The 8,182-nt window shown below is 60.3% G+C and carries 8 protein-coding genes; 4 read left to right on the plus strand and 4 right to left on the minus strand.

Features of this window, described 5'->3' with window-relative positions; translation table 11 throughout:
- Window positions 1–87: 87 nt before the first annotated feature.
- The 3 genes from DCO47_RS23945 to DCO47_RS23955 all read left to right on the plus strand — a co-directional run bounded on the left by DCO47_RS23945 (window position 88) and on the right by DCO47_RS23955 (window position 1,738).
- Window positions 88–624 carry a hypothetical protein gene (locus DCO47_RS23945; RefSeq protein ID WP_177434374.1) on the plus strand — a complete coding sequence of 179 codons (537 nt, stop codon included), beginning with the start codon at window positions 88–90 and terminating at the stop codon, window positions 622–624.
- Between the two features lie 66 nt (window positions 625–690).
- Window positions 691–1,146, plus strand: coding sequence for a cell division protein (locus tag DCO47_RS23950; protein WP_065616371.1), 456 nt, complete (start codon window positions 691–693; stop codon window positions 1,144–1,146).
- Window positions 1,147–1,150: 4 nt separating this feature from the next.
- Window positions 1,151–1,738 carry a lysozyme inhibitor LprI family protein gene (locus tag DCO47_RS23955; protein ID WP_116659060.1) on the plus strand — a complete coding sequence of 196 codons (588 nt, stop codon included), beginning with the start codon at window positions 1,151–1,153 and terminating at the stop codon, window positions 1,736–1,738.
- A 353-nt stretch (window positions 1,739–2,091) separates the two neighbouring features.
- On the opposite strand, the gene DCO47_RS23960 is transcribed toward DCO47_RS23955, so the two are convergent.
- Window positions 2,092–2,454: a DUF6124 family protein gene (locus DCO47_RS23960; protein ID WP_116659061.1), complete on the minus strand. Its 363-nt coding sequence runs from the start codon at window positions 2,452–2,454 to the stop codon at window positions 2,092–2,094.
- A 368-nt stretch (window positions 2,455–2,822) separates the two neighbouring features.
- Between DCO47_RS23960 and DCO47_RS23965 the strand changes: the two genes are divergently transcribed.
- Window positions 2,823–3,206 carry a helicase gene (locus tag DCO47_RS23965; protein ID WP_039757355.1) on the plus strand — a complete coding sequence of 128 codons (384 nt, stop codon included), beginning with the start codon at window positions 2,823–2,825 and terminating at the stop codon, window positions 3,204–3,206.
- 259 nt (window positions 3,207–3,465) lie between these two features.
- On the opposite strand, the gene DCO47_RS23975 is transcribed toward DCO47_RS23965, so the two are convergent.
- From DCO47_RS23975 to DCO47_RS23985, 3 genes are all read right to left on the minus strand, one after another.
- Window positions 3,466–4,866 (minus strand): aminoacyl-tRNA deacylase and HDOD domain-containing protein, encoded by a 1,401-nt coding sequence (locus tag DCO47_RS23975; protein WP_042608106.1) that lies wholly within the window; start codon window positions 4,864–4,866, stop codon window positions 3,466–3,468.
- A gap of 79 nt (window positions 4,867–4,945) precedes the next feature.
- Complete coding sequence (gene recG / locus DCO47_RS23980) at window positions 4,946–7,021, minus strand: ATP-dependent DNA helicase RecG (protein WP_041476627.1); 2,076 nt, start codon at window positions 7,019–7,021, stop codon at window positions 4,946–4,948.
- A 9-nt stretch (window positions 7,022–7,030) separates the two neighbouring features.
- Entirely contained in the window at window positions 7,031–7,960 is a 930-nt protein-coding gene (locus tag DCO47_RS23985) for a hydrogen peroxide-inducible genes activator (RefSeq protein WP_024014805.1), read from the minus strand.
- Window positions 7,961–8,182 lie beyond the last annotated feature (222 nt).

Genomic DNA, 8,182 nt, shown 5'->3' on the forward strand with positions numbered 1-8,182 from the left:
GTCACAACGGATATCGGACTCCGGTAGCAATGGAAGCCTTGGCAGCATGAGAAATGACCTAAACCCTATAACCGTGTCCAGTATCGTTTGACCAGAACACGCCAACGTGCCAACGCCTTCGGTAATTTGGGAGGACTGGAGCAGTACCGTCTCACTGCAGAGCTTTTCGAGGCGTCACTGGAAAATGACCTTTGCGCAGCGCGTTCCGGAGATCCGGAATCCAGTTTGAGTGCAGCAAGTTTGAGCCTTTCGGGCATGGCGCCGCAGTTGCCAACGGATAAATTGGAGGCGTTGATCAAAGCTGCAGCGGCTACTTCGCCCGAAGGCGCACTGATGCTCTCGCTCTATTACTGCGACGGCAACACATTGGCTGGAACAGATTCATGCCAACATCCAGCGTTGGCTGAAGAATCAATGATCCGGGCTGCGACCATGGGCAGCGTCCACGCGTTGGGTGCTTTAGGCTCCGCTTTCGAGCGGGGGGAACTGGTGACCAAGGATTTGTCCCGTGCTTTGGCCTGTTATGAAATGGGCGCGGCAAAGGGAAGTAAAGGATCGATCAATCGTTTGGATGAGTTAAAGAAAAGCTCCACCACACCAATCAAACCCAGCTACTGCTACTGACAACCCCCGAAACCCTACGCATTCCTTTAAACTCCCCACCCCCAAGGAACGCGCTTAGGACACGGAATGCCAGCCCCTTCTTCCTCGCTTCGCCCAGCGTTGGTGCTTTGGCTATATGCCGCTGCGATCACGCATATCCTCGCCGGTCTCACCCTGACCTGGGCCGGTGACTCCGGCTTGCTCGATGGCTACCTGCAAGTCCTCGAACTGTCGTTCTGGGGTGCCGATGCGGTTCCCACCGCCGGCCACGAACAACAAGTCTGGTGGCTCGCGCTGTTTGGCGCGACGCTGCAGAGTTATTCGCTGTACATGCTCGCATTGGTGCATCTGGGCAATCGCCTCAAAGTGCCGGCAGTCTGGGGATGGTTGATCGCCGGCATCCTGTTATGGGCGCCGCAGGACATGTGGCTCTCGGCGCAACAACAGGTCTGGTCGCACGTGTGGCTTGATGGTTTTGCGCTGTTGGTGTTGTTGCCGCCGCTGTTTTGGCTGTACAGACATGACCGTCTAGGGAGGGAGTAACGGCGTGAAAGTATTTTCGTTTCTTCTCGGTTGCCTGATCTCTGCTGCTTCCTCCGCATTATTTGCTGGGCAAGCGTGCAACCCAGACAGTTTTTCCAACCCGGACTTGATCACCTGCGGCCAGCAAACCTTCAACAAAGTCGATGGCGTCTTGAACGAGCAATACAAAAAAGCAATGTCGACTCTGGCTCCTGCAGAGCAAAACCATCTCAGAGATGTGCAAAAGAACTGGGTGCGCTTCAAAGAGTCGTTTTGCGAAGAGCTTTATGAAGCCGCGTTGCCGGGCGCTGAAGCACCAATCGAAAAGCTTGGGTGTCTGGTGCAGACGACCAATGCTCGGCTGGGAGAGTTGATTGCGCTACAGACGGGCTTACCGCTGGATGGTTTTTACAAAGCGGCGTCTGCGATTGCGGGGAGGGATCGCGAGAGAAATTTAGCCGCCGCAATCGAGCGGTTGGGAGGGGATGAGCTCGATGATCCGCTTTGGAATAAGTACGCAGATGGGCACTGTGAGATGGCTGGCCGTCTGTTGCGAGAAGACGTCGCTTATTGCGCGGTGAGGATGCGCTTTCAATTACCCATGAATCGCTAAAGGCACACCGTCTCACGGTGGAGCGGAGCAGGGGGCAAGTACACGAAGTCCCAAAAGGTCATTCCCCTTGTCTATCGAGGTGCTGAAGACGAAGTCATGGCAAAGGGCGGCCCTCTCAGTTCACGACAACGTGGGTGGAGGTTCCCGAAGGCTTGCTGACAGGCGAATATGAAATGGTCAGCCAAGGTGCTCGAATCTACGGGATGACCTATACGAGCTACAAATCCAGGAAGAAGTATTCATTTGATCAGGACATCACCATGGGTGTCTCGCCAGAGACGGGCTGGCGGTGGTGAGCCAGGGATCATCGAGAAAGGGGGCTTAACCTCCCCTTTTTTCATCCGCTAATCTCGCTAAGGCTTCGCCGCCACGCTTCGCACTTCAATATGGTCGAGCGTCCCTTCCACCATCAATCTCACCCCGTCCGCCATCCTACTCAATGCCAGTGCAACCGAGCGGCGTGAGCCGTCTATGTCGTCCGCAAGATCCGCAGCGATGATGCTGATGGACAGCAGATCTTCCGAGGCGTTGGCCAGGAGGGCTTCGGCATCGATGTCCGGGTTCAGGCTGAACAGGCCTTCACGGCGTGAGGCCTGAGAGAGGTCAGATTTGCCGAAGTGGTGATCGAGGGCGCGTTCGGCGGCTTCATGTAGTTTTCTTGAATCGAAGGATTCGTAGGGGGAGGTGTCCTCGGTGCTGGTAGTTGAATTGGTCATCGGTGTAAATCCCTTGGAGTAAGAAGAAATTGCTCCCGAATTCGGACTTGCACATCCGGTCACCGAATACCCGATGACGCAGGAAGCCTATCGCTGGTCTTCAAGCTCGCCTAGTTCACGGACAGCCCCGCACTTTGCAGGAAATTTCCCCATACATCGCAGTCCGGAAGATCAAAAGATCGCAGGCTTCGCCAACTCCTACAGGGATGTGTTTCAACAGGTGTAGGACGTTGCTTGCGGAATCGTGACTTGGCAGTCATCGTGCAGGAATTGGTCTGCATCCTCTTCCAACAGCGTCAGATACTGGCGTTATCGTCCGAATCCCTTACACTGCCCCGGCCGTTCATTTTCCTTTTGAGGCTGTGCGCATGAAATTTCGTTTTCTCCTGTGGATGATGGGTTTGTTGATGGGCAAGGCCAGCCGGACAAATCCCGCGTTCCAGCAGCAGTTGGGTGACAAGGATCTGGTGTTTCAGCTACAGACGCTGGATGGGAAAGTGGCGCGGCATTTCGTGGTCAAGGATCAGCGCATCACCAGCAAGTCTGGCGTGGTGGCTGAGCCGGCGTTTGCGATTGCGTTTAAAGATGCCGGTTATGGCTTTGCCACGATGCAGGCGAAGAACAAGCAGTTGGCGTTTATGCAGGGGATTCAGGACAAGTCGATCCAGCTTAAGGGCAACCCTGCGCTGGTGATGTGGTTTCAGGGGTTGATGAAGTATTTGAAGCCGAGGAAGGCTAAGCCTAAGGCTTGAGCCGAGTCTTGATGAGAAGAGCTTTTGTGGCGAGGGAGCTTGCTCCCGCTGGGCTGCGGAGCGGCCCCAAATCCTGAAAGCCGAGTTTTGCCTGACACACCCTGCCGGCTGGTTTTGCGACTGCTGCGCAGTCGAGCGGGAGCAAGCTCCCTCGCCACAGGGGTTTCGCTGAGTTCGTTGGATTGGGGTGGATTCTTCGCGAGCAGGCTCGCTCCCACAGGGATTTTGGTGATCCTTGGGGGAGCGGGCCTGTTTCGTTTTAGGCCTGGCTGAACTGCGAGGCCAGTTCGCGCAGCAGGACTTCGGCTTCGAGGACTTTGCTGACGACGTCATTGGCCTTGTCGCGAGTCAAACCCACACGCTCAAGCAACGCATCCGGAATATCTTCATCCGGGCCAGAGCCAATTCCGCGACTGCGCAGCAGGCGCACGGCCAGGCAGACGAGGTTCGGGTATTCGGCGTATGCGCCGTCGTAGCTTGGGTCGTGCTGGAAGCGCAGGGCGGTGGCCAGTTCGTCCGGCATGTCCCAGTAGCGCATCAGCCACGAGCCGATCTGTTCGCGGCTGATACCGAGCAGATGTTGCTCGATGTAGCTGTGGCACAGGTGCGGGTTGACCTCCAGGTGGCGGCAGATCAGCGAGAAGTGCGGTGGGAACACGTGGGCCAGCAGCAGGTAACCGAAGTTGTGCAGCAGGCCGGCAAGATAAGTCAGGCCGGCTTCCGGGCGCTGGGCGCGCGGCATGGCGCGGGTCAGGCCTTCGATGACGGCGGCGGTGTAGATCGACTGCTGCCAGTACGGTGTGGTGTGTTGCGGGTGGTCTTTCGGCAGGCTCAGGGTCTTGCCGAGGGCCAGGCCCAGCGCCAGGTTGATCACCAGATCGAAGCCCAGCACGCGGACGATCGCGTCTTCCACCGAACGAATCTTGCCCGGCGAGGCGTAGTACGGCGATGCCGCCCAGCTCACCACTTGCGCGGCCAGCGCCGGGTCGGTTTCAACGACGCCGGTGATGTCGTCGATGGTGGCATTCGGATCAACGCGCAGCTTGATGATTTTTTGCGCGGTTTCGGCTAGCGGCGGAATCTCGATGGTCGCTTCCAGACGCTGCTGAATTCGGCGTGCGGTGAACGCCTGCACGGCTTGGGTGATCTCCTCGCGGTCATCGTCCGGGCGGTCGAGGTTGGGGCGGATGCTGCTCAGGGCTTCGCCGAAGTTGGCGGCGCTGGCTTTGGTCAGCATGCTCTTGAAGGCTTCGCTGGTGATTTCCAGCAGCAGGCCCGGCTCGCCGGAGTTGATCAGCAGCTTCGGCTCGCGCAGCAGGCTTTCCTCGTAGAGGCACGGCGAACTGGTGAGCGCCGGCAGGCCCGGCAGCAGACTCAGGTTGTGTTTGCCGAGCATCTTTTCCAGACGCTCGGTGGACACGGCGGTGAGGCGGCGACCAGTGAGTTCGGCGAGGCGATTGAGGTCGAGCAACTGGCTCTGTGGAAACAGCACCATCAGCGCGCCCACGGCGTCATCCAGCAACACGGCCTGGACCTTGCGCGAAGCATTGAGGCCGTGGTGATCGAGCACTTCTTCGTAGGCGATCCCCAGCTTGCCAAGCAGCAGCCGAATTACAGACGGCGCGTGCGGGAGTTCGGGGGCGAGAGCTGCGTCAGTCATGGTCTGTATCCGTTTTTGAAACAATGGCAGGAGTATAACCAGCTCTGTAGGAACGATCCTTCACAAACTGCGACGGTGCTCACACTTGGCCGTATTGCTGCCCATGCCGCAGCCAGCGGTCGAGCAACGGGCTGACGTGGGTCGGCCAGCGCTCCAGCAAGGCCTGGGCGGCATCGCGCACGGCGGGCAACAAATCGGCGTCGCGCATCAGGTCGGCGACCTTGAATTGCAGCAGGCCGGTCTGGCGGGTGCCGAGCATTTCGCCGGGGCCGCGCAGTTCGAGGTCCTTTTCGGCGATGACGAAACCGTCGTTGGTCTCGCGCATGATGCCCAGGCGCTGGCGGCCGATCTGCGACAGTGGCGGATGGTAGAGCAGCACGCAATGGCTGGCGGCACTGCCCCGGCCGACGCGACCACGCAACTGGTGCAGCTGCGCGAGGCCGAGGCGCTCGGGGTTTTCGATGATCATCAGGCTGGCGTTGGGCACGTCGACGCCGACTTCGATCACCGTGGTCGCGACCAGCAGTTGCAGGTTGCCGGCCTTGAACTCAGCCATCACCGCAGCCTTTTCGACCGGCTTCATGCGGCCGTGAATCAGCCCGACTTTCAATTCGCCAAGCGCAGCGGTGAGGTCTTCGAAGGTGGTTTCGGCGGCCTGGCAGGTCAGCTCTTCGGACTCTTCGATCAGCGTGCATACCCAATAGGCCTGACGCCCCTCGGCACAGGCGCTGCGCACTCGTTCGATGACTTCGACGCGGCGGGTGTCAGTGACCAGCACGGTGTTGACCGGGGTGCGGCCGGGCGGCAGTTCGTCGAGGATCGAGGTGTCGAGGTCGGCGTAGGCGCTCATTGCCAGGGTGCGAGGAATCGGTGTGGCGGTCATGATCAACTGATGCGGACACATGCGCCCACCGACGCCTTTCTGCCGCAGCGCCAAACGCTGCTGCACGCCGAAGCGGTGCTGTTCGTCGATGATCACCAGCGCGAGGTTCTTGAACTGCACTTCGTCCTGGAACAGCGCGTGGGTGCCGACCACCATTGGCGTGCCGCTGGCGATCTGTTCCAGCGCGGCGACGCGGTTCTTGCCTTTGAGCTTGCCGGCCAGCCACGCGACTTCAATGCCCAGCGGTTCGAGCCAGCGCTTGAAGGTGATGAAGTGCTGTTCGGCGAGGATCTCGGTCGGCGCCATCAGCGCGACTTGGTAACCGGCCTCCAGCGCCTGTAATGCAGCGAGAGCCGCGACCACAGTTTTACCCGCGCCGACGTCGCCCTGAATCAGCCGCAGCATCGGTTCGTGCTGGCTGAGGTCGTAGGCGATTTCGTTGCCGACTCGCTGTTGCGCACCGGTCGGGTTGAAGCCGAGGTTTTTCAGGTATTTCGGTGGCAGTTTCGTGGCTTTCGGCATTGCCGGCGCGCGCAGTGAACGCATGCTTTCGCGCAGACGCTGCTGCGACAGTTGATGCGTCAGTAATTCTTCAAAGGCCAGGCGATGCTGGGCCCAGTGATGACCGAGGGCGAGTTCATCGACGTCGGCATCGGCGGGCGGGTTGTGCAGGTAGCGGATCGCATCGGCCAGCGGCGCCAGTTGATAGTCGCGGGCGAGCTCGGTCGGCAGCCAGTCGGGCAGGGTGCTTGGCTTGAGCAGCGTCAGGGTCTGCATGCACAACTGGCGCAGGCGCTGCTGGGTCAGGCCTTCGGTGAGCGGGTAGACCGGGGTCAGGGTTTCATCCACTGGCGGCGGTTCGTCGCCGGTGATCGCGCGGTATTCCGGGTGATAGATTTCCAGGCCCGAGGCGCCGGGCCGGGCTTCGCCGTAGCAGCGAACCCGCGTGCCACGCTTGAGGCCTTCTTTCTGCGCGTTGCTGAAATGGTAGAAGCGCAGACTCAGGCCGCCGGTGCCGTCCTGCAAGCGCACGACCAGACTGCGGCGGCGGCCCATGACCACATCGGCGCCGCTGACGGTGCCTTCAACCACAGCGTCCTGACCCGGCCGCAAAGCGCCGATCGGCACCACGCGGGTGCGATCCTGATAGCGCAGCGGCAGGTGGAACAGCACGTCCTGCAGATTCTCGAGGCCGACCTTGGCCAGTTTCTCGGCCATGGCCTCGCCGACACCCTTGAGTGCCGTCACCGACACTTGCGACAGCTCCGTCATGACGCTCGCTTAACCGGCCGTAACCGGCGCGGCAGGCTTGGCCACCGAGCACAGGCGAATGGAGTCGGCGAGGATCTCGATGGCTTTCGGCCGTGGGAAGCTCGCGCGCCAGGCAATCGCCACGGTGCGGAACGGCACCGGCGCGGTCAGCGGACGCACTTCGATCACGCCGGGGGCGTAGTGATGGCTGTCCACCGCCGACAGCGGCAGGATCGAGATGCCCAGGCCGGACGCGACCATGTGGCGAATGGTTTCCAGGGAGCTTGATTCGACCGTGGTGTGCTTGGCGCCGTCGTTGCCCTTGGTCAGGGTCGGGCAGGCTTCGAGCACCTGATCGCGGAAGCAGTGACCCTCGCCGAGCAGCAGCAGGCTCTTGTCGTTGAGCAGGCCGGCGTCGATGGATTCTTTCTTGGTCCACGGGTGCTGGGCCGGCATGAGCACATAGAACGGCTCGTCGTACAGCGGCAGGGTCAGCACATCGGCTTCGTTGAACGGCAGGGCGATGATGATCGCGTCGAGTTCGCCGTTGCGCAGTTTGTCGCGCAGCACGTGGGTGAAGTTTTCTTCGATGTACAACGGCATCTGCGGGGCGACCCGGTGCAGTTGTGGAATCAGATGCGGGAACAGGTACGGGCCGACAGTGTAGATCGCGCCGACTTTCAGCGGTGCGGTCAGCTGATTCTTGCCGGCCTGGGCCAGTTCGCGGATGCCCTGGGCCTGCTCCAGCACTTTCTGCGCCTGGGCGACGATGCCTTCGCCGACCGGGGTCAGGCGCACGGCGCTTTTGCTGCGCTCGAAAATCAGCACACCGAGTTCGTCTTCAAGTTTTTTCACGCCCACCGACAGCGTCGGCTGACTGACGTGGCAACGCTCGGCGGCATGGCCGAAGTGTTGCTCTTGGGCGAGGGTAACGATGTAGCGTAATTCTGTGAGGGTCATAGCAAGCGTCCATGAAGATGCGCGCCAAGCATACCGGCTGCAATCGATAGACGCACGTTATCAGACTGCGGGCTGAGTGCGACACTGGTCGAGGTCGGTTTGCCGCTGGCAGATATGCAAAAGGCACCTTTCGGTGCCTTTTTGGCTGGATCATCCGGCTAGCAGAGAACCCTTGTAGGAGTGAGCCTGCTCGCGATAGCGGTGTGTCAGTCAGAAAATCAT

Source organism: Pseudomonas sp. NDM (assembly GCF_003105095.1).
GTDB classification, from domain to species: Bacteria; Pseudomonadota; Gammaproteobacteria; order Pseudomonadales; family Pseudomonadaceae; genus Aquipseudomonas; species Aquipseudomonas moraviensis_A.